Origin of the sequence: Klebsiella sp. w6 (assembly GCF_033100215.1) — a bacterium.
GTDB lineage: Bacteria > Pseudomonadota > Gammaproteobacteria > Enterobacterales > Enterobacteriaceae > Klebsiella > Klebsiella variicola.
Map to the genome: position 1 here is coordinate 4236354 of NZ_CP136907.1, position 23799 is coordinate 4260152.

Here is a 23799-nt window from a genome sequence, read left to right on the forward strand (position 1 = left end):
AATGTTAAGGGATTAATAATATGCGTAAAATAATACTCCTCACCGCTGTCGTCTCGCTAGCGGTTTCACCAGCGATTCATGCCGAGGAGCATACCGTCGTCTATGCTCTCTCTTCAGGAATTGCCAGCGTCGGTAGTTCGGCGCTAGTCAGCGGCATCCTGCTCTCCCCGGTCCTGCTTCCCGCCGCGTTGATCACCACTTCAGTCGACAAAAATAAAAAGCAGAACACCGCGCTGCTGACCACCAAAGACCCTAAACAGAACACCGTCAAAATGGTGTTGCCGCTGCAAGTGGTCGAAGAGGCGGCTCTCAAAACCGGGGACAAGCTGACGCTGGAAAAAGCCCCGGAAGGCACCGGCGCATTGCTAAAAAAAGAAGATAAGATCCTGGCCCATATGGTGAATCAGGAGGACGCCTCGCTCTCAGCTAACCAACCACTATCTGCGAAATGAAGCGCCTGGCGCTCGCCTTGTGCCTTTGCGCAACTTCATTGAGCGCAATGGCTGTCAGCACTGATTGCGGCTCGGGGTCGCCATCGGCGGAAACCATTGCGGCGACCATGCATCAAGCGCAATTGCTCAAACAACAATTAAACAGCGAGCCGGAAGCGGTGGTTATTTTAGTGCGCCAGGGTCAGGATATGTCCAGCCGTGGGCTGACCTGGTCGCATGCCGGCTACGCTCTGCGGCAGGCCGACAACAGCTGGAGGGTGTATCATAATCTGAATACCTGCGGTACCGCGCGGTCAGCGCTGTATGTGCAGGGGCTATATGAATTTCTCGCCGACGATTTGGTTAACCAGCAGATAGCGATCTTACGCCCGCGCGGCGAACTTAACGCCGCGTTACAAGCGCTTCTGCACAGTCCCGTCAAACTGAATCTGTTCCATAGCCCGCGTTATAACCTGATCGCCTGGCCCTTCTCCGGGCCGTATCAAAACTCTAACGGCTGGCTGCTGGAAGTCTTTGCTCGCGCTAACGATAGCCAAATCTGGTCACGCCAACAGGCCAGAAACTGGCTAACTCAACAGCACTACCAGCCCTCGCTGGTCAATGTCACGCTTGTCGAACGGCTCGGTGCCAGGATGATCGCCAGCAATATCTATACTGACGATCAGCCGGACGACGTGTTGGCAAAAGGAAAAGTAGGTTTAAACAGCGGCGATAGCGTCATTCAGTTTATTGCCCGTTACAGCCGCAACATATCCTCCTGCCTGCATCTGAATCTGCCAGAATCCGTATGCGTTTTTCAGCCTAAGTCGCTCGAGGTCAGTCCCTAACGCAAAAAGGCCACGCAAGCGTGGCCTTTTCATTAGCAATGGCGCTTACTTCCGGCGCCAGGTGGTGCCCTGCGGGCCATCTTCCAGCACAATGCCCATCTCGTTGAGACGGTCGCGCGCCGCATCCGCCGCCGCCCAGTCTTTCGCTTTACGCGCGTCCAGACGCTGCTGGATGAGCGATTCGATCTCCGCCACTTCCGCGTCGTCAACCTGCGCGCCGCTCTGCAGGAACGCCTCCGGCTCCTGCTCCAGCAGACCCAGCACCGAGGCAAGCTTACGCAGGTGGGCCGCCATGGCGTTCGCCGCGGCCGCGTCCTCGGTTTTCAGACGGTTCACTTCACGCGCCATATCGAACAGCACCGAGTAGGCTTCCGGGGTGTTGAAGTCGTCGTCCATCGCCTCGATAAAGCGTGCTTCGAAGGCTTCGCCACCCGCCGCGTCGACGGATTTGTCCGTCCCGCGCAGCGCGGTGTACAGACGCTCCAGCGCCGAACGCGCCTGCTTGAGGTTCTCTTCGCTGTAGTTCAGCTGGCTGCGATAGTGGCCGGACATCAGGAAGTAGCGAATCGTCTCCGCATCGTAATACTTCAGCACGTCGCGGACGGTAAAGAAGTTACCCAGCGATTTCGACATCTTCTCGCGGTCAACCATCACCATGCCGGAGTGCATCCAGTAGTTAACGTACTCGCCGTCATGGGCGCAGGTGGACTGGGCGATTTCGTTTTCATGATGCGGGAACATCAGATCCGAACCGCCGCCATGAATATCGAAGTGGTTGCCGAGCTGCTTGCAGTTCATCGCCGAGCACTCGATATGCCAGCCCGGACGACCCGCGCCCCACGGCGACGGCCAGCTTGGCTCGCCCTCTTTCGACATCTTCCACAGGACGAAGTCCATCGGATTCCGCTTGACGTCAACCACGTCGACGCGCGCCCCCGCCTGCAGCTGATCGAGATCCTGACGCGACAGCAGACCGTAGTTCGGGTCCGTCGGCACGTCAAACATCACGTCGCCGTTATCTGCGACGTAAGCATGGCCTTTAGCGATCAGCTGCTCGGTGATCTCAATGATCTCCGCGATATGGTGCGTTGCGCGCGGTTCGCTGTCGGGACGCAGAATATTCAGCGCGTCAAAATCTTTGTGCATTTCGGCAATCATGCGATCGACCAGCGCGACAAAGCTTTCGCCGTTTTCATTAGCGCGCTTAATGATTTTGTCATCGATATCGGTGATATTGCGCACGTACTTGAGCTTATAGCCAAGAAAACGCAGATAGCGCGCCACGACGTCAAAGGAGACGAAGGTACGGCCATGGCCGATATGACAGAGATCGTAAACGGTAATACCACACACGTACATGCCGACTTCCCCGGCATGGATAGGTTTAAATTCCTCTTTCTGGCGCGTCAGTGTATTAAAAATTTTTAACATCGAAGATTCCGTGTAGACGTGTGTGGGTAATGAAGTCTCTATAATACCCATAATTCAGACCGGACGCAGCACACATTGCAAGGTGCATCGACCCCCGCGGTTATGCTATAACACCCCCCTATATCTCACCCGACATCGGGTGCTGGCACCACACTCATCGGAACAGGATGCAAAAATGGTTACTTTCCACACCAATCATGGCGATATCGTAATCAAAACGTTTGACGACAAAGCGCCGGAAACAGTTAAAAACTTCCTGGACTACTGCCGCGAAGGTTTCTACGACAACACCATTTTCCACCGTGTTATCAACGGCTTTATGATTCAGGGCGGCGGTTTCGAACCGGGCATGAAACAAAAAGAGACCAAATCTCCGATTCAGAACGAAGCGAACAACGGCCTGAAAAACACCCGTGGTACGCTGGCAATGGCCCGTACTCAGGCGCCGCACTCTGCCACCGCCCAGTTCTTCATCAACGTGGCCGATAACGACTTCCTGAACTTCTCTGGCGAAAGCCTGCAGGGTTGGGGCTACTGCGTTTTCGCCGAAGTGGTTGAAGGCATGGACGTGGTAGACAAAATCAAAGCGGTTGCCACCGGCCGCAGCGGCATGCACCAGGATGTGCCGAAAGATGATGTGATCATCAAAAGCGTCACCGTCAGCGAGTAATTCGTGGCGACACTTTTTATTGCAGATTTGCACCTGCAAACAGAAGAACCGGCGATCACCGCCGGTTTTCTGCGTTTTTTACAGGGCGAAGCCCGCCAGGCGGACGCCCTGTATATCCTTGGCGATCTGTTTGAGGCGTGGATCGGCGATGACGATCCGAACCCGCTGCACCAACAAATTGCCTCGGCAATCAAAGCCGTCGTCGACGCCGGCGTGCCGTGCTACTTCATCCACGGCAACCGCGATTTTCTCGTCGGCCAGCGCTTTGCCCGCCAGAGCGGGATGCTCCTGCTCGCCGAAGAAGAGCGACTGGACCTCTATGGCCGTGAAGTGTTGATTATGCATGGCGACACGCTGTGCACCGATGACCCAGGCTATCTGGCGTTTCGCGCCAAAGTCCACACCCCGTGGATCCAGCGTCTGTTCCTGGCCCTGCCGCTGTTTATCCGCCGCCGCATCGCCGCCCGCATGCGCGCCGACAGCAAAGCCGCCAACAGCAGTAAATCAATGGACATTATGGATGTGAATCCACAGGCGGTAGTTGACGTCATGGAAAGACATCATGTGCAGTGGCTGATCCACGGCCATACCCATCGCCCGGCGGTCCATGAACTGCAGGCCAACGGCCAACCTGCATGGCGCGTGGTACTTGGCGCCTGGCACAGCGAAGGTTCGATGGTCAAGGTGACACCGGACGACGTCGAACTCATCCACTTTCCGTTCTAGTTCCTGCGCGAGCACAATTCCGAAACCGTCTTTTGCCTGGGCGAAGGTGCGCGCTTCCCCGCGTCCTGCATGCTAGTCTCCCACGACATCACTCTCAAGGAACGAGCATGAACAGAAAAAAGTGGAGTCAGCCGCTGATGTGGGGAACGATCATCGCGATCCTCAATCCGTTAGGGGTAAGTTATATCGCCTTAGTCGGCGTCGCTATTGGCAACACGCTGACGTTTGTCTGGTGTGCAATGCTGGCGTGGACCATCTATTTCTATGCCATTTATTTGCTCTGTACCCGCCCTCACGATAGCCGGCTGGTACAAATCTATTTACTGGTGATGGGCACCCTGATGCTCCCGTGGGGGGTAGTGCTGCTCATCACCTGCATCATGAATGAGATAAAGGCCAATAAGCCGCGATCGACGTCATCACTGAACGAGACAAAAGACGGCTAACCATGCGCACGCAACCGTTTTCCTTGCTGGCAGTTCATGCTATTCTCTGTGGCCTCTAAAGCAGTGTGAAACACACCCACAGGAGTTTTAAGACGCATGTCTTCCCGCAATAATTCGGCGCGTATCGCCATCGTGATGGGGTCCAAAAGCGACTGGGCTACCATGCAATTTACCGCAGAAATCCTTGATGCCCTGAACGTTCCGTACCATGTCGAAGTGGTCTCCGCCCACCGTACGCCTGATAAGCTGTTCAGCTTTGCTGAAAGCGCCGAGAGCCACGGTTATCAGGTGATTATTGCAGGGGCAGGCGGCGCGGCGCATCTGCCGGGCATGATTGCGGCGAAAACCCTGGTGCCGGTGCTTGGCGTGCCGGTTCAGAGCGCGGCCTTAAGCGGTGTCGACAGCCTCTACTCCATTGTGCAAATGCCGCGCGGCATTCCGGTCGGTACGCTGGCTATCGGCAAAGCTGGCGCAGCGAACGCTGGCCTGCTCGCCGCACAGATCCTTGCCCAACATGATGCCGAACTGCACCAGCGCCTGAGCGCCTGGCGTCAGGCACAAACCGATGAAGTGCTGGATAACCCGGATCCGCGGGGTGCGGCATGAAACAGGTATGCGTGCTCGGTAACGGTCAGTTAGGCCGCATGCTGCGCCAGGCCGGTGAGCCGCTGGGCATCGCCGTCTGGCCGGTGGGGCTGGAAGCCGACCCGGAAGCGGTGCCGTTCCAGCAGAGCGTCATCACGGCAGAAATTGAACGCTGGCCGGAAACCGCCCTCACCCGCGAGCTGGCCCGCCATCCGGCGTTCGTCAACCGCGATGTCTTCCCGATTATCGCCGACCGCCTGACGCAAAAGCAGCTATTCGACAAGCTTGGCCTGGCCACTGCCCCGTGGCAGCTGCTGGCGGATAAAAGCGAATGGCCGGCGGTGTTTGCCCGCCTTGGCGAGCTGGCGATCGTTAAGCGTCGCGTCGGCGGCTACGACGGCCGCGGCCAGTGGCGCCTGCGCGCTGACGAAACCGCGCAACTCCCGGAGGATAACTACGGCGAGTGCATCGTCGAGCAGGGGATTAACTTCTCCGGCGAAGTGTCTCTGGTGGGCGCCCGCGCTCATGACGGTAGCACCGTCTTCTACCCGCTGACCCGCAACCTGCATCAGGACGGTATTCTGCGCGCCAGCGTGGCCTTCCCGCAGGCCAATGCCCGCCAGCAGGAACAAGCGGAAAGCATGCTGACGGCGATCATGAACGAGCTGAACTACGTCGGCGTGATGGCGATGGAATGCTTCGTCACCGCCGAGGGGCTGCTGATCAACGAGCTGGCGCCGCGCGTGCACAACAGTGGCCACTGGACGCAAAATGGCGCCTCCATCAGCCAGTTTGAACTGCATCTGCGAGCGATTACCGACCTGCCGCTGCCGCCGCCAGTGGTCAACAGCCCGTCGGTGATGATCAACCTGATCGGCACCGATCTCAACTACGACTGGCTGAAGCTGCCGCTGGTGCACCTGCACTGGTACGATAAAGAGGTGCGTCCGGGTCGCAAAGTCGGGCACCTGAACCTCACCGACAGTGATACCGATCGCCTGAGCGCGACGCTGGAAGCGATCAAGCCGCTGCTGCCGCCGGAGTACACCAGCGGCCTGTTCTGGGCGCAATCGCAGCTCAGCTAAGCCCTGCGTGCCGGGGATTTGATCTATCCCCTTCCCCGGCACACCTTGAGGCGCGTACAATCCCCCCCTTGCTGTAAAGCCCATTTCTGTTTTGACTTCAGAGGATACCCCATGACCAATGGGACGGATTATCGCGCCATTCTCGCCAGCGATACGCCACTGATTGACGTACGCGCCCCGGTGGAGTTTAGCCAAAGCGCGATGCCGGCGGCGATCAACCTGCCGCTGATGAATGATGAAGAACGCGCCGCGGTCGGCACCTGCTACAAGCGTCAGGGGCCAGAGGCGGCGCTGGCGCTCGGCCATAAGCTGGTTGATGGCGACCTGCGCGCCAGCCGGATCCAGGCGTGGCTGGAAGCGTGCGCCCGTTACCCGTACGGTTACCTGTGCTGCGCCCGCGGCGGCCAGCGATCGCATATCGTCCAGCAGTGGCTGAAAGACGCTGGCGTGGAGTACCCCCTGATCGTCGGCGGCTATAAAGCGCTACGCCAGGCGGCGATCCAGGCCACCGACGAACTGGTACAGCGCCCGATTGTGCTGATTGGCGGCTGCACCGGCAATGGCAAAACTCAGCTGGTCTGCTCGCGACCGGACGGTATCGATCTGGAAGGGCTTGCCCATCACCGCGGTTCTTCATTCGGTCGAACCCTGCAGGATCAGCACCCGCAGGCCACCTTTGAAAACCACCTGGCGGTCAGCCTGCTTAAAAAAGCCGAACAGCAGACCCGCTGGGTGCTGGAAGATGAAGGCCATATGATCGGTGCCAACCATCTGCCGGAGTGCCTGCGCCTCCGCATGGCGCAATCGCCGCTGGCGGTGGTGGAAGATCCATTTGACGTTCGCCTCGAACGGCTGCGCGAAGAGTACTTCGATCGCATGTATCGCGACTTCATCGCCGCGTATGGCGAAGAGAAAGGCTGGCTGGCATACGGCGAGTACCTCCATCATGGTCTGTTTGCCATCCGCCGTCGCCTGGGGCTGCAGCGTTTTGCTCAGCTGACTGAACGGCTCGACGCGGCGCTGGTGCAGCAGCAGCGCACCGCCAGCACCGAGGCGCACTTCGCCTGGCTGGTGCCGCTGCTGGAAGAATACTACGACCCGATGTATCGCTATCAGTTGGGGAAAAAAGCCGGGAAGATCCTGTTTCGCGGCAGCTGGCAGGAGGTCGCCGCCTGGCTGGCGAAGTAATCGCATGCGCTATTGTCCCGGCTTGCGGCGTAAACGCCTTAGCCGGGCTACTGGTCGGCGCAATTTATAGCCCCGGTAGCGCAGCGCGACCGGGGAGTTGTGACCGCTTAGAAGTCGTAACGCAGACGCACCAGGTTCATATCCCCCAGGTTGTCGGTGCTGGAGGTAAACACGTGTTCGTAGTCAACGCGGAAACCGTAATCCAGCTGGAAGCTGATCCCCAGACCGTTATCGATACGCTGGTAGTTGCGGCCATTCACGTACTGCAGGCGGTCGCCCATAAAGTACGGCTGAATAGATTTAACAGCGTATTGATTGATCGGGAATTTATAGCCCGCAAAATATTCAATCCCCCAGGCGTCGCCGGCGAAGTAGTTATGCACATCGGTTTTTTTGGTGGTGAGGAAGTTCTGATACCAGCCGCCGCCGAAGGAGAAGGTCCAGTTATCCGGGGTCCAGCTCAGCGCGGTACCGACGATGTTCTGGTCATAGGTTTTGCTGTCGGCGCTTGACGGGTCGCGCATTTCGGCGCGGGTATAGTTCCACGCGGTACCCCAGGTCAGGTCCTTCATGATGTGGTAGTCCGCACCAACAGAACCGCCGCCTTTACGCTTGTAGCGCAGGCCGTTGCCCGGCAGATACTCACTATCTTCGAACAGATAAGAGCCGTAAAGATCGACATCACCCACGGTTTTCTTATATTTCAGCATATTACGTGAACGATAGGAGCCATCGTAATCGCCGTTAATACCGTTTCCCGGGGCCTGGCCGATCATGTCGTAGTCCCAGATATCGGTTTTCACCCCCACCACATCATAGTAAATGCTGTTCTGCTGCCCGTAGGTTAACGTACCCCAGGTATCGCTTTTCAGGCCGGTATACAGCATGCGGCGGGTGGTATTGTTTGCGCCTTCCGCGTAGTGGTTATCCCAGTCAAACAGTGCCGGAATGTTCACCCCCAGTTCGTAGTAGCTGATCCAGCTAATATCATCGAACAGGTAGTAATCCGCCGCGAAGCGGAAACGGGTGCCACCGTCGAAACCGTTACGCTTATAGGATCCTTTATCACCATCGCCGCTCATCATGTTGAACTGCGGACGAATACTCCCGCCGACGGTAAAGTTAAGCCGGCTTAACGGATCGCCCGCCTGCGGATCTTGTTTCAGCAGCGTGATCTCCGCGTGGGAAGCAAATGAAGCGAACACCAGTGTTGCGCCGATCGAGACCGCCAGCGCTTTTATTTTATGTGCCATAGTTTTTCCTTGATTAATAAGCAACCTTATATTTACCAGCTGAATATTAACCGCGAATCAATACAGCGTGTTGTCGGTTTTTTAATGTTTTGTGCGCTTAAAAATCAACGAGTTATCAATTTGTGCGCTTAAAATAAAAGCGCCGCCAAAAACGGCGGCGCATCATCAAAATGCAATAATCTTACTGGCTAAACTGACGGAACAACGCTTTCCCCTTTAACAAACGCAGCCCCAGCCCGCCGCCGCACAGAGATAACAACACCGCTCCCGTCAGCGGCAGCATCACCCACAAGCGCCAGTCCGGCGTCCAGGGGAAATCAAACACTTTCGTCTGCAGCATCGCCAGCGCCACTTCCGCGCCTATCGCCGCCACCAGTCCGGAAACCAGCCCCAGCAGGGCAAACTCCGCCCACAGCGTGGCGCGCAGCAGCGATTTCCCGGCCCCCAGCGTGCGCCAGACCACCAGCTCCTGATGCCGCTGGCGCATACCGACCTGGACCTGCGCCAGCAACAGCAGCACGCCGCAGGCCGTGACCAGGCCCACCATCACCTCCAGCGCCCGGCTGACCTGGGAGAGCACCTGGCCGACCTGACGCAGGATGGCGCCGATATCCAACAGGCTAACGGTGGGAAACTCGCGGTTCAACTGGGTCAACATCGCGGGACCGTTATCCCAGCGGAAGCTGGTGAGCCAGCTCTGCGGCTGCCCGTCCAGCGCCCCGGAGGGGAAAATAAAGAAGAAGTTGGGCCGCAGGCTCTCCCAGTCAACTTTGCGCACGCTGCTGACCTTCGCGCTGAAGTCCTGAGTATCGCCGGTAAAGGTCACCGTATCGCCGATCTTCACCCCCAGCCGCTGCGCCAGTCCCTCTTCAATCGATACCTCGCCCGGCTTCGGCGGCCAGCTACCGGCCACCAGCGGATTATGATCCGGACGCTGTTCGCTCCAGGTGAGATTAAGCTCGCGATTCAGCGCTTCGTCTTTGTTCCCGTCCGTGGAGTGACCGTTGATCTGCGTCAGACGAGCCCGGACGATCGGATAAAATTCCGCCGCCCGGGTCTGGTGTTCGGCGAGGAAAGTCTTCACCGGCATTATCTGCTCAGGGGCGATATTGATCAGAAAGTAGTTCGGGCTTTCCGGGGGCAACTGCTGCTGCCAGCGGTCAAGCAGATCGCCGCGCAGCACCAACAGCAGCGCCAGTAGCATAAACGACAGGGAAAACGCCGCCAGCTGGCTGAGGGTCGACCACGGCTGGCGCAGCAGGCGGTTCACCGCCAGACGCAGCGGCAAGGCTTTGAGCGTCAGGCGTTTGAGCAGCCACAGCAATCCCCAGCCCACCAGGCCGCACAGCAGCGCCAGCACCACCGCCCCGGCCAGCACCGACCACAGCAGCGGGCTGCCGCCCATCAGCCAGGCCAGCCCGCCGACCACCACCGCGCAGACCACAGGAATATAGTGTTTCAGCGGCCAGACGTTAGCCACCACATCCTGACGCAGCACTCGCAGCGGCAGGGTCGCCAGCAGCAGTCGATACGGCCGCAGGCCCACCAGCAGGGAAATGACGCCTGTCGCCCCGATAGCCCACAGCCACGGCCAACCGCTGGCAGCGGGTAGCGCGGCGGGTAGCACCGGTTTGAGCATCAACAGCAGCAGGCGCTCCAGCGCCAGGCCCACGACCCCGCCGCTTATTACCGACAGCGTCAGCAGCAGCAGCCACTGGCCGACGATGAGCTTGCGCAGCTGCGCCCGCCCGGCGCCCAGCGTCTTCAAAATTGCGACCAGATCGTAGCGACTGCGGCAGTAGTGGCTCATCGCCACGGCGATCGCGGCAACGGCCAGCAGCAGCGTCAACAGCGCGGATAACAGCAGGAATTGCTGCGAGCGCTCAAGGGATTTGCCCAGCGCGCTGTCGTCCTGTTCAAGGCCAGTCCAGCGATGTTCCGCGCCGAGCTTCGGCAGCAGCCATTGTTCATAATCCGCCAGCTGTTGCGCGTTACCGGCGAACTTATAGCGCCATGCGACGCGACTGCCGGGCTGCACGGCCCCGGTTTTTGCCACGTCAGCCATATTCATCATCAGTCGCGGCGCCATCTGGAAGGGGTTAAACCCTGCATCCGGCTCCTGAATCACTTCCCCGGCAATGCGCAGCGTGGCATCGCCAACGTCAATCGTATCGCCGGTTTTCAGGTTCAGGAGCGCCATCAGCCTTGGCGCCAGCAGCACGCTCCCCGCCTGCGGCTTCAGCCCCGGCGGCTGCGTCTCGAGGGTGCCATACAGCGGATAGCGGTCGTCCACCGCCTTAACGTCCGCCAGCTGCGGCGTATCACCGGCGAACGTCATGGTGGCGAAGCTCAGCTGCTCGCCGACGGTCAGCCCTGACTTCCGCGCTTGCGCGATCCACTCGGCGGGTACCTCGCGCGAACTGCGCAGCGTACGGTCGCCGGCCATAAACTCACGGCTTTGCTGGCTAAGGCCTTTCTCCATCCGATCGCTTATCGACCCCAGGGCCAGCACGCAGGCCACGGCGAGGCTTAACGCCAGCCAGACGATCAGCAGCGACGGCGAGCGCCATTCGCGCCAGAACCAGCGGGCGATCATGCTTCCTCCCGCAGTTGGCCATCCACCAGGCGCAGACGGCGGTCGCAGCGCGCCGCCAGCAGCGGATCGTGAGTGACGAGGATCAGGGTGGTGCCGTGTTCGCGATTAAGCGAGAACAGCAGATCGGCAATTTTGTCCCCGGTCTGGCGATCGAGGTTGCCGGTGGGCTCATCGGCGAACAGGAGGGCCGGGCGCCCGTTGAAGGCCCGGGCCAGCGCCACCCGCTGCTGTTCGCCGCCGGAGAGCTGCGCCGGCAGGTGGTGCAGGCGTTTGCCAAGCCCCAACTGCTCAAGCAGCGCGCGGGCATCGCCCTGGCTCTCACTGTCGCTGGCGCCGCGCAGCAGCGCCGGCAGCTCGACGTTCTCCAGGGCGTTGAGCGTCGGGATCAGCATAAACGACTGAAAAACAAAGCCAACGTGCTGCGCCCGCAGCGCCGCCCGCGCCTCCTCATCCATCCGATGCAGCGGTTTGCCCAGCATCGAGACTTCCCCGCTGCTGCCATCGTCCAGGCCAGCGAGGATCGCCAGCAGGGTCGATTTACCGGAACCTGACTCGCCGATCAGGGCGATGGTCTGCCGCGGTTTGACAACCAGCTCAACTCCGGTAAGGATGGAGAGCTGATGCTCTCCCTGACCGACGGACTTCTTAAGATGATGAACTTCAAGTATGTTTTCCGCTGGCATGTGCCTTTCCTGTTTTTGTTCCTGTTTACCTGCCGCGCAATGGCGGCGGACACGCTGCTGATCCTCGGCGACAGCCTGAGCGCTGGCTATCGAATGGCGGCCAACGCCGCCTGGCCTGCGCTGCTCAATGAGAAGTGGCAGGCGAAAACACCGGTGGTGAACGCCAGCATCAGCGGCGATACCTCGCAGCAGGGGCTGGCCCGCCTGCCAGCGCTGCTTAAGCAGCATCAGCCGCGCTGGGTGCTGGTTGAGCTCGGCGGCAATGACGGGCTGCGCGGTTTTCCGCCACAGCAGACCGAGCAAACACTGCGCACCATTATTAAAGATATCAAAGCGGCCAACGCCGAGCCGCTGCTGATGCAAATTCACCTGCCGGCGAACTATGGCCGCCGCTATAATGAAGCCTTCGGCGCGATTTACCCGGCCCTGGCCAAAGAGTTCGATATTCCTCTCCTGCCTTTTTTTATGGAGGAGGTCTATCTCAAACCGCAATGGATGCAGGACGACGGCATTCACCCAAATCGCGACGCGCAGCCGTTTATCGCCGACTGGATGGCGAACCGGCTGGCTCCCTTAGTTAATCATGACTCCTGAACGCCAGGGGTCGCTGACAGGTAAAGTTATGCAAAAAACGGTTTTAGTGACAGGCTGTTCCAGCGGAATTGGTCTGGAAAGCGCGCTGGATTTAACCCGCCAGGGCTTTCGCGTGCTGGCGGCCTGCCGCAAAGCGGAGGACGTCGCGCGGATGCAGGAGCTGGGGCTAACCGGTATTTTGCTCGATCTGGATGACCCACAGAGCGTGGAGCGCGCGGCGGCGGAGGTGATTGCGCTGACCGATAATCGTCTCTATGGCCTGTTCAATAACGCCGGTTATGGCGTCTATGGCCCGCTGAACACCATCAGCCGCCAGCAGATGGAACAGCAGTTTTCCGCCAACTTTTTCGGCGCGCATCAGTTGACCATGCTGCTGCTGCCGGCGATGACGCTGCACGGCGAAGGGCGCATCGTGATGACCTCCTCGGTGATGGGGCTTATTGCCAGTCCCGGTCGCGGGGCCTATGCCGCCAGTAAATACGCCCTCGAGGCGTGGTCCGATGCGCTACGCATGGAACTGCGCCACAGTGGTATTCAGGTCAGCCTGATTGAACCGGGCCCGATCCGCACCCGCTTTACCGATAACGTCAACCAGACGCAAAGCGATAAACCCGTAGAAAATCCGGGCATTGCCGCCCGCTTTACCCTCGGACCGGAGGCGGTGGTGGAAAAAGTGCGCCACGCTTTTACCAGCGATAAGCCAAAGCTGCGCTATCCGGTCACCCTGGTCACCCATGCGGTGGCGCTGCTCAAACGCCTGCTGCCCGCCCGCGCGATGGACAAAATTATCCACGGCTGAGTTGAAGCGCGGCATGCCGCCCCCATGTAAAACAGAAATCGACTAACGAGAAATGCCCATGTCCGAACAGAATATTGTCAATATTAGCGAAGCGAACCTGCAGCAGACGCTACAGCAGTCCATGAACGTCCCGGTGCTGTTTTATTTCTGGTCTGCCCGCAGCCAGCACTGCGAACAACTGACCCCAGTCCTCGAGCGCCTGGCCGCCCAGTATAACGGCCAGTTCACGCTGGCGAAGGTTGATTGCGACGCCGAGCAAATGCTCGCTTCACAGTTTGGTCTGCGCGCCATCCCTACAGTTTATCTGTTCCAGAACGGCCAGCCGGTGGACGGTTTTGAAGGCCCGCAGCCGGAGGAAGCGATTCGCGCCCTGCTGGATAAAGTCCTGCCGCGTGAAGAGGAGCTGAAAGCCCAGCAGGCGCTGGCCCTGATGCAGGAAGAAAAATACGCCGAGGCATTACCGCTGCTGAAGGAAGCCTGGCAGCTGTCGAATCAGGACAGCCAGATTGGTCTGCTGCTGGCGGAAACGCTGATTGCCCTGCACCGTTCCGATGAAGCGGAAAGCGTGCTGAAAACCATCCCGCTGCAGGATCAGGACACCCACTATCAGGGTCTGGTGGCGCAGATTGAGCTGCTCAAACAGGCCGCCGACACCCCGGAAATCCAGCAACTGCAGCAGCAGGTGGAACAGAATCCGGACGATGCGCAGCTGGCCTCCCAGCTGGCGCTGCAGCTGCATCAGGTCGGGCGTAATGAAGAAGCGCTGGCGCTGCTGTTCAGCCATCTGCAGAAGGATTTAGGCGCCGGCGATGGCCAGGCGCGCAAGATGCTGCAGGAGATCCTCGCCGCCCTCGGTACCGGCGATGCGCTGGCCGCCAAATACCGCCGCCAGCTGTATTCGCTGCTGTACTAATCAGAGGCGCTGACCCGGATAGCGCTACGCTTATCCGGGCTACAGATTACGCCGTGGTAGCCCGGGTAAGGCGTGAACGCCGCAACCCGGGATCGTTCATGGGTGCTTTTTCAGCTGCGTTACCACCAGCTGATGACGGGCATTGAAGAACTTCCGGTAGGTCAGATAGCCGGCGATAATCGTCGACAGGCTGGCGGTCGACAGCAGCATAAAGGTCACCATGATCTGGTACTTAATCGCCTTCACCGGGTCAATACCGGCAAAAATTAGCCCCGACATCATCCCAGGCAAGCTCACCAGCCCGACCGTTTTCGCTGAATCGACGGTGGGAATCAATGACGCGCGAATGCTCTCGCGAATCAGCCGCGCCGCAGCCATCTTCGGCGTCGCGCCGAGGCTCAGCTTCTCCTGAATCTGCTGCTGCTCGCTGCTGAAGCGCTGGCCCATATTGTTGTAGCACAGCCCCACCGCCACCATGGCGTTCCCGGCCACCATCCCGGCAATCGGGATCACCTGCATCGGCACGAAGGCGATCGACCCCGAAAAGACCAGTACCGCCAACGTTAGTCCGGCGCCGGTGGTGATGGCGATAAACGACGAGACAAAAGCTTTATCGATATATTTACTGCGCTTCTTCGCATTCCACGCCGCGTTAAAGCAGATAAACAGCACCATCAACAGCGTCAGAACCGCATGATTGACGTTAAAGATATATTTCAGCACATAGCCGACGATAATCAGCTGCACGATCGCCCGGCAAATACTCCAGATAATATCTTTTTCCAGTGCCAGTTTTTCCCGATAGCTGACCAGAATAGCGATCAGCACCAGCACCATCGACAGCGCCAGCGATTCGTTCGTAATGTTATGCCCGTTCATGCTGTACCTCCTGCATGTTTCCGCCGGCAGGTTGCAGCGTAATCACTTCATCGGCATGCGAAATTTCGTTGCGATCGTGGGTGACCCACAGAACAGCGACCTGTTTTTCCGTCGCGTAGCCATGAATAATGTCATTCACATTCTGTTTATTACTTTCATCCAGCGCGCTGGTAATTTCGTCCAGCAGCAGCACGCGCGGTAGAAATTGTAAATTGCGGATCAGCGATACGCGCTGCTTTTCCCCGCCGGACAGTTCGTTAATAGACTTTTCCAGCATATTTTCGCCAAGGCCAAAGCGCTGCAGGTCAGCCACCAGCGCCTGCGGATCGGGTTGTTTGTTGCGGATCTGCCACGGAAAAACCAGGTTATCGTAGACTGAATCACCGAACAGCGCCGGCGTCTGCGCGCAGTAAGACACCTGCTGACGATAGGTTTCCGGCGACAGCGTCGCGATATCCACATCGTCAAAAAACAGGCGTCCGGAGGTTGGGCTGAGCAGCGAGGCGATAATCTTCAGCAAGGTGCTTTTCCCGCAGCCGGAAGGCCCGGTAATCAGCTTAAATTCTCCGGGTCTGAGCTGAAGAGTGATATTGTGTAAAATAACTGCGTCGTCGGTCTTAAACCCCACACCCTCGAGACGCAAAAGCGCGTTATTTTCCTTCATGAGTCTTCCTGATTATTTTCTGAAACACCGCTAGTTTACCCCACTTTCCTTTCTCCAGGATGAGGAGAAAGATATACTCAGTTTAAACATGCGCTATTTCCTTGTAGCGCCCCACCAGGCAACAAGACAGGAGGTTTTTGATGCTGATTTTTATTCCTATCCTTATTTTCGTCGCGCTGGTCATTGTGGCCGCGGCGGTGAAAATTGTCCCGCAAGGCTATCAGTGGACGGTAGAACGTTTTGGGCGCTTTACCCAGACGCTGCAGCCGGGATTAAGCTTAGTCGTGCCGTTTATGGACCGAATCGGCCGCAAAGTGAACATGATGGAGCAGGTGCTCGACATCCCCTCGCAGGAGGTTATCTCCCGGGATAACGCCAACGTCACCATCGACGCTGTCTGCTTTATTCAGGTGATTGACGCGCCAAAGGCCGCCTACGAGGTCAGCAATCTTGAGCAGGCGATCGTCAACCTGACGATGACCAATATCCGTACCGTGCTCGGCTCGATGGAGCTGGACGAAATGCTCTCCCAACGCGACAGCATTAACACCCGTCTGCTGCATATCGTTGACGACGCCACTAATCCGTGGGGAGTAAAAATCACCCGCGTCGAAATTCGCGACGTTCGCCCGCCGGCGGAGCTTATTGCCTCAATGAACGCCCAGATGAAAGCCGAACGTACCAAACGCGCCTATATCCTTGAGGCCGAAGGGGTGCGACAGGCGGAAATTCTGAAAGCGGAAGGGGAAAAGCAGTCGCAGATCCTCAAAGCCGAGGGGGAACGGCAGTCCGCTTTCCTGCAGGCCGAAGCTCGCGAACGTTCCGCCGAAGCGGAAGCCCGCGCCACTCAGATGGTCTCCTCGGCAATCGCCTCGGGCGATATTCAGGCGATCAACTACTTCGTGGCGCAGAAGTACACCGATGCGCTGCAGCAGATTGGCGCCGCTAACAACAGCAAAGTGGTGCTGATGCCGCTGGATGCCAGTAGCCTGATGGGATCGATTGCCGGGATCAGCGAGCTGATCAAAGAAGGCGCTGGCGATCGGAAAAAATCATGATCGACATGATCTTCGCCCATCCGCATCTGTTCTGGTTAAGCCTGGGCGGGCTGCTGCTGGCGGCCGAGATGCTTGGCGGCAGCGGCTATCTGCTGTGGAGCGGCGTCGCTGGCGTGGTGACCGGCGCCCTGACCTGGCTCCTGCCGCTGAACTGGGAATGGCAAGGGACGCTGTTTGCCGTTCTCACCCTGCTGGCGGCGTGGCTGTGGTCGAAATGGCTGCGCAAGCGGGTCAAAACGCAGCGTCCGGCCGATGCTCAGCTCAACCAACGCGGGCAGCAACTGGTGGGCCGCCGCCTGACGCTGGATGCCCCGCTGGTAAACGGCCGTGGCCATGTACGCGTGGGCGACAGCTCCTGGCCGGTGATTGCCGATGAAGACCTCGCGGCGGGCAGCAAGGTTGAAGTAATTGCCGTAGAAGGAATTACGCTACGAATCAGACCCGTCGTCCGTTAAGCCTGCGCCTTGCGATGGCAGCAGCCGGAAAGATTATCGATAATCGGGCACTCCGCGCTGTCGTCGCCGGGGCAGGATTCGGCCAGCGCCAGCAGGTGCGCGCGCATATTTTGCAGCTCGCGGATATGGTTCTCGATATCCGCCACTTTCTCCAGCGTGCGTTTTTTCACATCGGCGCTGTGCCGCGACGGGTCGTTGAACAAGGCCACCAGCTCGCGGCACTCTTCCAGGTTAAACCCCACCTGCCGCGCCTGGCGCAGCAGCGTCAGCTCATCGAGATGCTGCTGACTGTAAGTGCGGTAGCCGTTTTCGCTCCGCAACGGCGGCGTCACCAGCCCCTTCTCTTCGTAAAAACGAATCGCTTTGCTGGTTAAACCGGTTTTTTTCGCCACATCGCTGATATTCATTTTTTCTCCTTGACCTTCCCCTTGCTGGAAGGTTTAACCTTCTTAATACTCGATGAAAGAGTGGGTCTGGTCAATCGTTGACCGGAAAATTATTCAGGAGTTTTTGTATGTCTAACACTATCGACCTGACGCTGGATGGCCTCTCCTGCGGCCACTGCGTCAAACGCGTGAAAGAGAGTCTGGAACAGCGTCCTGACGTTGAGCAAGCAGAGGTGACCCTCACTGAAGCCCATGTCACGGGCAGCGCCAGCGCGCAAGCGCTGATTGAAACTGTGAAACAAGCCGGATACGGCGCGGAGCTCAGCCACCCAAAGGCTAAACCGCTGGCAGAATCATCAATCCCGTCGGAAGCACTGACAGCGGCCACTCCTGAGCTTCCGGCAGCCCATGACGAAGATGACAGTCAACAGCTGCTGATCAACGGCATGAGCTGCGCCAGCTGCGTCTCCCGGGTACAAAACGCGCTTGCCGCGGTGCCGGGCGTCTCACAGGCGCGGGTTAACCTGGCGGAACGCACGGCGCTGGTGATGGGCAGTGCGTCCGCCGCAGAATTAGTGCAGGCGGTGGAGAAAGCCGGCTATGGCGCGGAGGCGATCGAAGACGATCTGCAACGCCGCGAACGCCAGCAGGAAACCGCTATTGCTACGATGAAGCGTTTTCGCTGGCAGGCGATTGTCGCCCTGCTGGTCGGCGTGCCGGTGATGGTCTGGGGGATGATCGGCGATAACATGATGGTCAGCGACGACAACCGTTCGCTGTGGCTGGTCATCGGTCTTATCACCCTCGCCGTCATGGTCTTTGCCGGCGGCCACTTCTACCGCAGCGCGTGGAAAAGCCTGAAAAATGGCACCGCCACCATGGATACGCTCGTGGCGCTCGGCACCGGCGTCGCCTGGCTGTACTCGATGAGCGTCAACCTGTGGCCGCAGTGGTTTCCGATGGAAGCCCGGCATCTGTATTACGAAGCCAGCGCGATGATTATCGGCCTGATTAACCTCGGCCATATGCTGGAGGCCCGCGCCCGCCAGCGCTCCTCGAAAGCGCTGGAGAAACTGCTCGATCTGACGCCGCCTTCAGCCCACGTGGTGACCCCTGAGGGGGAAAAGGATCTGCCGCTCGCGGAAGTTCAGGCGGGTATGACGCTGCGCCTGACCACCGGCGACCGCGTTCCGGTTGACGGCGTGATAAGCCAGGGCGAAGCCTGGTTTGATGAAGCGATGCTCACCGGCGAACCGGTGCCGCAGCAAAAAGGCGATGGCGATGCCATTCACGCCGGCACCGTGGTGCAGGACGGCAGCGTGCTGTTCACCGCCAGCGCCGTCGGCAGCCAGACCACGCTGGCAAGAATTATCCGTATGGTGCGCCAGGCGCAGAGCAGCAAGCCGGAGATCGGCCAGCTGGCGGATAAAATCTCCGCCGTATTTGTTCCGGCGGTAGTCGCCATTGCGCTGATCAGCGCCGCGATCTGGTACTTCTTCGGCCCGGCGCCGCAGATCGTCTATACCCTGGTCATTGCCACCACGGTACTGATTATCGCCTGTCCATGCGCGTTAGGCCTGGCGACGCCGATGTCGATTATTTCCGGTGTTGGCCGGGCGGCAGAGTATGGTGTGCTGGTACGCGACGCCGATGCCCTGCAGCGCGCCAGCGAGCTCGACACCCTGGTGTTCGATAAAACCGGCACCCTGACTGAAGGCAAGCCGCAGGTGGTGGCGGTGAAAACTTTCGCTGGCGTTGATGAGCATACCGCGCTGCGTCTTGCCGCCGCGCTGGAGCAGGGTTCGAGCCACCCGCTGGCGCGAGCGATCCTTGATAAAGCCGCCGACAGCTCATTGCCGGAAGTGAGCGGCTTCCGCACCCTGCGCGGCCTTGGCGTCAGCGGCGAAGCGGAAGGTCATCGCCTGCTGCTCGGCAACCAGGCGCTGCTCAACGAGCAGCATATCAATACCGCCGACATAGAAAGCGAGATGACGGCGCAGGCCTCGCGCGGCGCCACGCCGGTGCTGCTGGCGGTGGATGGTCAGGCGGCCGCGCTGTTCGCCATCCGTGACCCGCTGCGCGAAGACAGCGTCGACGCCCTGGCCCGCCTGCATCGGCAGGGCTACCGGCTGGTGATGCTTACCGGGGATAATCCCACCACCGCGAAGGCCATCGCCAAAGAAGCCGGCATTGATGAAGTGATCGCCGGCGTGCTGCCGGACGGTAAAGCCGATGCCATTAAACGACTGCAGAGCCAGGGGCACAAAGTGGCGATGGTTGGCGACGGCATTAACGACGCTCCGGCGCTGGCCCAGGCGGATGTCGGGATCGCCATGGGCGGCGGCAGCGATGTCGCTATTGAAACCGCGGCGATCACCCTGATGCGCCATAGTCTTCACGGCGTGGCCGATGCGCTGGCGATTTCGAAAGCGACCTTACGCAATATGAAACAGAACCTGCTGGGCGCGTTTGTCTACAACTCGCTGGGCATCCCGATTGCCGCCGGGATCCTCTGGCCGCTGACCGGCACCCTGCTCAACCCGGTGGTCGCTGGCGCGGCGATGGCGCTGTCGTCGATCACCGTGGTGAGTAACGCCAACCGCCTGCTGCGCTTTAAACCAAAAGAGTAAACGCCGTCAGATGAAACGGGCGCCGACGTTGTTCGGCGCCCGTTTTTTGCTGACACAAGAAAAGCCCGCCGGAAGGGTGACGTGTATCACCATATGCGCTAGCATGAAGTCCTCACACTTCGGAGCGCGTATGGGCCTGTTAAACCGGATAAAAATGCTGTGGCGAGCCGCCGTCGGCTCGTCTTATTCCTGGCCTGCGATGGATATCGTTCTGCCCGGCGAACGCTATTTGCACCTCGTCGGCAGCATCCATATGGGCACCCGCGACATGGCGCCGCCGCCGGCGAAGCTTCTGAAAAAAATACGCCAGGCCGATGCGTTAATCGTCGAGGCCGATATCAGCGGCAATGAAACCCCGTTTAGCAACCTTCCCTCTTACCCGCCGCTGGCAGAACGTCTGAGCGATGCGCAGTTGAGTGAGCTAGAGGCGCGAGCCGGCGAGCTGGGCCTGTCGGTCGGGCTGTTCGACAGCCAGCCGCTGTGGCAGGTGGCGATGGTGCTACAAGCCACCCAGGCGCAGAAGCTGGGACTGCGACCGGATTACGGCATCGATTATCAGTTGCTGATGGCCGCCCGCGAGAGCAACATAACGGTGATGGAGCTGGAAGGCGCCGACAGCCAAATCGCGCTGCTGCGCGATCTGCCCGACGGGGGGATGGCGCTGCTGGAGGATACGCTGAGCCACTGGCGGACCAATGCCCGCCTGCTACAGGTGATGATCGGCTGGTGGCTGGAGCAACCGCCATCGCGCGGCGCGGTATCGCTGCCGACGACCTTTAGTCAGTCTTTGTATGATGTGCTGATGCACCAGCGCAATCTCGCCTGGCGCGAGACGCTGCTGGCCTTGCCGCCGGGGCGCTACGTGGTTGCCGTCGGCGCGCTGCACCTGTATGGCGAAGGGAATCTGCCGGATATGCTGACCTAAAAAAATGGCCAATATTGCTATTGGCCCGTCAAAGAGGAATTTCATCATTATTATTATCCCGGGATTTGCATCCCGGATCGTCTGATTGTCGCTCAAAGTGACCATCACTGCCAACACTATTGCGCAAGATGGTACTATTTTTTAGACAACCTGCGGGCGTATTCTGACGTCACGCAAAACCGGTTGGTAAGAAGGATAGCTATGACTCCCGCCGTTAAATTACTCGAAAAAAACAAAATCCCCTTTCAGATCCACAGTTACGATCACGATCCCAATGAGACCAACTTCGGAGATGAAGTGGTGCGCAAGCTCGGCCTCAATGCCGACCAGGTTTACAAGACCCTGCTGGTCGCCGTTAACGGCGATATGAAGCATCTGGCGGTCGCCGTCACCCCGGTCGCCGGGCAGCTGGATTTGAAGAAAGTGGCGAAAGCGCTGGGCGCCAAGAAAGTCGACATGGCCGACCCGATGGTGGCGCAGCGTATCACCGGCTATCTGGTGGGCGGTATCAGTCCGCTGGGGCAGAAGAAGCGCCTGCCGACGGTGATTGACGCTCCGGCGCAGGAATTTGCCACCATCTATATTTCCGGCGGCAAACGCGGTCTGGATATTGAGCTGGCGGCCAGCGATCTGGCGCAGCTTCTGGACGCGAAGTTCGCCGATATCGCCCGCCGCGATTGATGGCACTATCCCGGATAGCGGCGCACGCGCCTTATCCAGGATACCCAACTCGTAGCCCCGGTAAGCGCAGCGCCACCGGGGAAATAGCCAACCTGAAGCCCAGGCTTACTGCCAGCTCACCTCGCCTTTCGGCTCATAGGCGGCGGCATCCAGCGGCGAGTTCTTCTCGATATACTCTTTCAGCACTTCGGCATCGATAAAGCCGGTATTCACATACCCGGGTTTATCGGCGATGTTCGGATAGCCATCGCCGCCGGTGGCGTTAAAGCTCAGCGTCGCCATTCGGTAGGTCTTCGCCGGATCCACCGGTTCGCCTTTGATTTTCAGATCGTTCAGTTTGCCATCTTTGGCCACGAAGCTGACGTTAGCAAACTGCGGATAGGCGCCGGAATCCGGCTTCATCTGCGCGACGGCGGTCAGGTAATCCACCACTTCCTTGCCGCTCATATCGACATAGGTCAGCACATTGCCGAACGGCTGGACCTTCATCACATCCTTGTAGGTGATATCGCCCGCCTCGATGGAGTCGCGGATCCCACCGCCGCTCATCACCGCGAAATCCGCGTTGCTGCGCGCCATTTGCGCCGCCAGCAGCAGGTGACCCATATTGGTCTGCACAAAGCGCACTTTACTGCGGTCGCCCTCCAGATGACCATTCACGCTACCGATTTTGACCTGCAGTTGCGCTTTGCCTTTGTTCTGGAACGGCGTCAGCAGCGACATCATCTGCGGGTTCTCTGCGATCTGCGGCGTATACAGCACCCGCTCGCTTTGGCCGTTATCGTAAGTCACTTTTTTCTTCAGGTTCACCGGGATCAACTGATAATGCACCAGCTTCATCTCGCCGTTGCGGAACTCAAAATCGGCGCGGCCGACGTATTTGCCCCACTCATGCGCCTGGACGATCCAGATGCCGTTCTGACGATCCGGCGCGCACGGGGTGCCTGGCACATAATCGACCTGCTTTTTATTTTCCGACGCCATGCATACCGGATCCTGCGAGTGACCGCCGACGATCATCGCCAGCGATCCCGCAGGTAAACTCCGCGCCATTTCAACGTCGCCCGGCGCGTTAGAGCCGTGGTTGCCATTGTCGTAATGGCCCATATGGGTGGTGGCCAGGATCACGTCCGGCTTTTCATTCTGCTGCAGCTCCTGGATCACCAGCTTCGCCTCTTCCGCCGGTTTGCGGAATTCGATATCGGTGAAATATTCCGGATTGCCAATCTTGGCCGTATCGTCGGTGGTTAAGCCAATCACCGCGATTTTCAGCCCGCCGCGCTTAAACAGCGCCCAGGGTTTGAACAGCCGTTCGCCGGTGCTTTTCTGATAAATATTGGCCGACAGGAACGGGAACTTAGCCCACTTTTCCTGCTGGCGCAGCACGCTCAGCGGATTATCAAATTCATGGTTACCCACCGCCATTGCGTCGTAGCCGATCAGGTTCATGCCGCGAAAATCGGGCTCTGCATCCTGTAAATCAGACTCCGGCACGCCGGTATTAATATCGCCGCCGGATAACAGCAGGACGCTCCCCCCTTCCGCCGCCACTTCTTTCCGGATGCCATCGACCAACGTTTTCTGCGCCGCCAGACCATATTCGCCGTAGTCATTGCGCCAGAAATGGCCGTGATGATCGTTGGTGTGCAGGATGGTAATTTTATAGGTTTTATCCTGCTCATAGGCCTGTGCGGACAGGCTGCCCAGCGATAAGGCGGCAAATAACGCCAGCGCTACGCGATGTTTAAAATACTGCATGCTTCACTCCCTGACTTAATCCCAAGTGCCGAAAGTATAGCGAGTTAGTCGCGTTGACAAATATGTTTTCAGAATTGCGACTTCCTTCAACCCCTAAGGACAGGTATGTTAGTCG

General features: G+C 58.9%; 25 protein-coding genes. 17 read left to right on the forward strand and 8 right to left on the reverse strand.

Annotated elements, in window-relative coordinates:
* Window positions 1-20 precede the first annotated feature (20 nt).
* Window positions 21-452 (forward strand): STM0539 family protein, encoded by a 432-nt coding sequence (locus R0140_RS20800; RefSeq protein WP_048267530.1) that lies wholly within the window; start codon window positions 21-23, stop codon window positions 450-452.
* Complete coding sequence (locus tag R0140_RS20805; protein ID WP_244346034.1) at window positions 449-1279, forward strand: DUF2145 domain-containing protein; 831 nt, start codon at window positions 449-451, stop codon at window positions 1277-1279. Before R0140_RS20800 ends, R0140_RS20805 begins: the two co-directional genes overlap by 4 nt.
* Before the next feature lie 45 nt (window positions 1280-1324).
* On the opposite strand, the gene cysS is transcribed toward R0140_RS20805, so the two are convergent.
* Window positions 1325-2710 (reverse strand): cysteine--tRNA ligase, encoded by a 1386-nt coding sequence (gene cysS, locus R0140_RS20810; RefSeq protein WP_023297148.1) that lies wholly within the window; start codon window positions 2708-2710, stop codon window positions 1325-1327.
* Window positions 2711-2885: 175 nt separating this feature from the next.
* Here cysS and ppiB point away from each other — a divergent pair, with 175 nt between their 5' ends.
* From ppiB to mnmH, 6 genes are all read left to right on the forward strand, one after another.
* Window positions 2886-3380 carry a peptidylprolyl isomerase B gene (ppiB, locus tag R0140_RS20815; protein WP_008805471.1) on the forward strand — a complete coding sequence of 165 codons (495 nt, stop codon included), beginning with the start codon at window positions 2886-2888 and terminating at the stop codon, window positions 3378-3380.
* A gap of 3 nt (window positions 3381-3383) precedes the next feature.
* Window positions 3384-4106: a UDP-2,3-diacylglucosamine diphosphatase gene (lpxH, locus tag R0140_RS20820; protein ID WP_032729472.1), complete on the forward strand. Its 723-nt coding sequence runs from the start codon at window positions 3384-3386 to the stop codon at window positions 4104-4106.
* A gap of 107 nt (window positions 4107-4213) precedes the next feature.
* A complete protein-coding gene (locus tag R0140_RS20825; RefSeq protein ID WP_032753783.1) occupies window positions 4214-4552 on the forward strand; it encodes a hypothetical protein in 339 nt (112 codons plus the stop codon).
* A gap of 96 nt (window positions 4553-4648) precedes the next feature.
* Window positions 4649-5158 carry a 5-(carboxyamino)imidazole ribonucleotide mutase gene (gene purE, locus R0140_RS20830; RefSeq protein ID WP_004151322.1) on the forward strand — a complete coding sequence of 170 codons (510 nt, stop codon included), beginning with the start codon at window positions 4649-4651 and terminating at the stop codon, window positions 5156-5158.
* Entirely contained in the window at window positions 5155-6222 is a 1068-nt protein-coding gene (purK, locus tag R0140_RS20835) for a 5-(carboxyamino)imidazole ribonucleotide synthase (protein ID WP_008805468.1), read from the forward strand. Before purE ends, purK begins: the two co-directional genes overlap by 4 nt.
* Window positions 6223-6333: 111 nt before the next feature.
* Window positions 6334-7410 (forward strand): tRNA 2-selenouridine(34) synthase MnmH, encoded by a 1077-nt coding sequence (mnmH, locus tag R0140_RS20840; protein ID WP_032753781.1) that lies wholly within the window; start codon window positions 6334-6336, stop codon window positions 7408-7410.
* Between the two features lie 107 nt (window positions 7411-7517).
* Here mnmH and R0140_RS20845 read toward each other — a convergent pair whose 3' ends face one another.
* Window positions 7518-8663 (reverse strand): porin, encoded by a 1146-nt coding sequence (locus tag R0140_RS20845; RefSeq protein WP_016160408.1) that lies wholly within the window; start codon window positions 8661-8663, stop codon window positions 7518-7520.
* Between the two features lie 91 nt (window positions 8664-8754).
* Here R0140_RS20845 and R0140_RS20850 point away from each other — a divergent pair, with 91 nt between their 5' ends.
* The gene (locus R0140_RS20850) at window positions 8755-8883 is read left to right on the forward strand and encodes a hypothetical protein (RefSeq protein WP_046620513.1); all 129 of its coding nucleotides are present in this window, start codon (window positions 8755-8757) and stop codon (window positions 8881-8883) included.
* Here R0140_RS20850 and ybbP read toward each other — a convergent pair.
* Window positions 8845-11259, reverse strand: a complete 2415-nt coding sequence (ybbP, locus tag R0140_RS20855) for a putative ABC transporter permease subunit YbbP (protein ID WP_022065250.1) — start codon at window positions 11257-11259, stop codon at window positions 8845-8847. The two genes, R0140_RS20850 and ybbP, sit on opposite strands and share 39 nt — an antisense overlap.
* Window positions 11256-11942, reverse strand: coding sequence for a putative ABC transporter ATP-binding protein YbbA (gene ybbA / locus R0140_RS20860; RefSeq protein WP_008805463.1), 687 nt, complete (start codon window positions 11940-11942; stop codon window positions 11256-11258). The genes ybbP and ybbA overlap by 4 nt, the downstream gene beginning before the upstream one ends.
* Between ybbA and tesA the strand changes: the two genes are divergently transcribed.
* The 3 genes from tesA to R0140_RS20875 are packed head-to-tail and all read left to right on the forward strand — an operon-like array spanning window position 11913 to window position 14248.
* A complete protein-coding gene (tesA, locus tag R0140_RS20865; RefSeq protein ID WP_012542655.1) occupies window positions 11913-12536 on the forward strand; it encodes a multifunctional acyl-CoA thioesterase I/protease I/lysophospholipase L1 in 624 nt (207 codons plus the stop codon). The genes ybbA and tesA overlap by 30 nt on opposite strands.
* On the forward strand, window positions 12526-13335 hold the full coding sequence (locus R0140_RS20870; RefSeq protein WP_162494423.1) for an SDR family oxidoreductase: 810 nt from the start codon (window positions 12526-12528) through the stop codon (window positions 13333-13335). Before tesA ends, R0140_RS20870 begins: the two co-directional genes overlap by 11 nt.
* A gap of 58 nt (window positions 13336-13393) precedes the next feature.
* Window positions 13394-14248: a co-chaperone YbbN gene (locus R0140_RS20875; protein WP_008805461.1), complete on the forward strand. Its 855-nt coding sequence runs from the start codon at window positions 13394-13396 to the stop codon at window positions 14246-14248.
* 96 nt (window positions 14249-14344) lie between these two features.
* Here the strand turns inward: R0140_RS20875 and fetB are convergent, their stop codons facing one another.
* Both fetB and fetA read right to left on the reverse strand, forming a co-directional pair.
* A complete protein-coding gene (fetB, locus tag R0140_RS20880) occupies window positions 14345-15127 on the reverse strand; it encodes an iron efflux ABC transporter permease subunit FetB (protein WP_008805460.1) in 783 nt (260 codons plus the stop codon).
* Complete coding sequence (gene fetA / locus R0140_RS20885; RefSeq protein ID WP_022065246.1) at window positions 15114-15791, reverse strand: iron efflux ABC transporter ATP-binding subunit FetA; 678 nt, start codon at window positions 15789-15791, stop codon at window positions 15114-15116. Before fetA ends, fetB begins: the two co-directional genes overlap by 14 nt.
* Window positions 15792-15931: 140 nt before the next feature.
* On the opposite strand from fetA, the gene R0140_RS20890 reads away from it, so the two are divergent.
* Window positions 15932-16849, forward strand: a complete 918-nt coding sequence (locus R0140_RS20890; RefSeq protein WP_002892258.1) for an SPFH domain-containing protein — start codon at window positions 15932-15934, stop codon at window positions 16847-16849.
* Complete coding sequence (locus R0140_RS20895; protein ID WP_032734897.1) at window positions 16846-17304, forward strand: NfeD family protein; 459 nt, start codon at window positions 16846-16848, stop codon at window positions 17302-17304. The genes R0140_RS20890 and R0140_RS20895 overlap by 4 nt, the downstream gene beginning before the upstream one ends.
* On the opposite strand, the gene cueR is transcribed toward R0140_RS20895, so the two are convergent.
* Entirely contained in the window at window positions 17301-17711 is a 411-nt protein-coding gene (cueR, locus tag R0140_RS20900) for a Cu(I)-responsive transcriptional regulator (protein ID WP_002892208.1), read from the reverse strand. The genes R0140_RS20895 and cueR overlap by 4 nt on opposite strands.
* A 107-nt stretch (window positions 17712-17818) precedes the next feature.
* Here cueR and copA point away from each other — a divergent pair, with 107 nt between their 5' ends.
* The 3 genes from copA to ybaK all read left to right on the forward strand — a co-directional run bounded on the left by copA (window position 17819) and on the right by ybaK (window position 21926).
* Complete coding sequence (gene copA, locus R0140_RS20905) at window positions 17819-20320, forward strand: copper-exporting P-type ATPase CopA (RefSeq protein WP_032753779.1); 2502 nt, start codon at window positions 17819-17821, stop codon at window positions 20318-20320.
* Between the two features lie 130 nt (window positions 20321-20450).
* On the forward strand, window positions 20451-21245 hold the full coding sequence (locus tag R0140_RS20910; protein WP_012542659.1) for a TraB/GumN family protein: 795 nt from the start codon (window positions 20451-20453) through the stop codon (window positions 21243-21245).
* Window positions 21246-21446: 201 nt separating this feature from the next.
* On the forward strand, window positions 21447-21926 hold the full coding sequence (ybaK, locus tag R0140_RS20915; protein WP_004204728.1) for a Cys-tRNA(Pro)/Cys-tRNA(Cys) deacylase YbaK: 480 nt from the start codon (window positions 21447-21449) through the stop codon (window positions 21924-21926).
* Between the two features lie 105 nt (window positions 21927-22031).
* On the opposite strand, the gene ushA is transcribed toward ybaK, so the two are convergent.
* Window positions 22032-23684 carry a bifunctional UDP-sugar hydrolase/5'-nucleotidase UshA gene (gene ushA / locus R0140_RS20920; protein ID WP_012542660.1) on the reverse strand — a complete coding sequence of 551 codons (1653 nt, stop codon included), beginning with the start codon at window positions 23682-23684 and terminating at the stop codon, window positions 22032-22034.
* Window positions 23685-23799 lie beyond the last annotated feature (115 nt).